The sequence below is a fragment of the Devosia psychrophila genome (assembly GCF_000971275.1).
Taxonomy (GTDB): Bacteria; Pseudomonadota; Alphaproteobacteria; order Rhizobiales; family Devosiaceae; genus Devosia; species Devosia psychrophila.
Map to the genome: position 1 here is coordinate 1 of NZ_LAPV01000104.1, position 544 is coordinate 544.

At 61.0% G+C, this 544-nt stretch carries 2 protein-coding genes; one reads left to right on the forward strand and one right to left on the reverse strand.

The genetic code is table 11. The annotated features are described in order from the left end of the window. Positions 1-223: hypothetical protein (locus WH91_RS25095; RefSeq protein WP_046170931.1), on the reverse strand; the 223-nt coding region annotated here is incomplete at its 3' end. A gap of 98 nt (positions 224-321) precedes the next feature. On the opposite strand from WH91_RS25095, the gene WH91_RS25090 reads away from it, so the two are divergent. Then, positions 322-544: hypothetical protein (locus tag WH91_RS25090; protein ID WP_046170931.1), on the forward strand; the 223-nt coding region annotated here is incomplete at its 3' end.

Consider the following 544-nt stretch of genomic DNA (forward strand, 5'->3'; position numbering starts at 1 on the left):
AAAGACGGGGCGCGTTGAGGGGCGCGTGGATAGGTCGAGCATTGGACGGCTGGGGCAATGGCGAGGTCGGGCCGGTTTTTGCCGCTTCGGCACGCGCCACTATAGATGGAAACGAGCGCAGTTCCGGGACCGTCCTCTCGGCCGGTGATTCGACCTGCTTGACCAGTTTGACCGGAGCGCCCGAGGTTTCCGCAGCCTGGGAAATGATATCCTCGATGGACATCGTATCCCGAACTACAGTCGAGTTTACAGCGAGCTTGGGAGCCTCGACATGTCGAGGCTCCCAAGCTCGCTGTAAACTCGACTGTAGTTCGGGATACGATGTCCATCGAGGATATCATTTCCCAGGCTGCGGAAACCTCGGGCGCTCCGGTCAAACTGGTCAAGCAGGTCGAATCACCGGCCGAGAGGACGGTCCCGGAACTGCGCTCGTTTCCATCTATAGTGGCGCGTGCCGAAGCGGCAAAAACCGGCCCGACCTCGCCATTGCCCCAGCCGTCCAATGCTCGACCTATCCACGCGCCCCTCAACGCGCCCCGTCTTT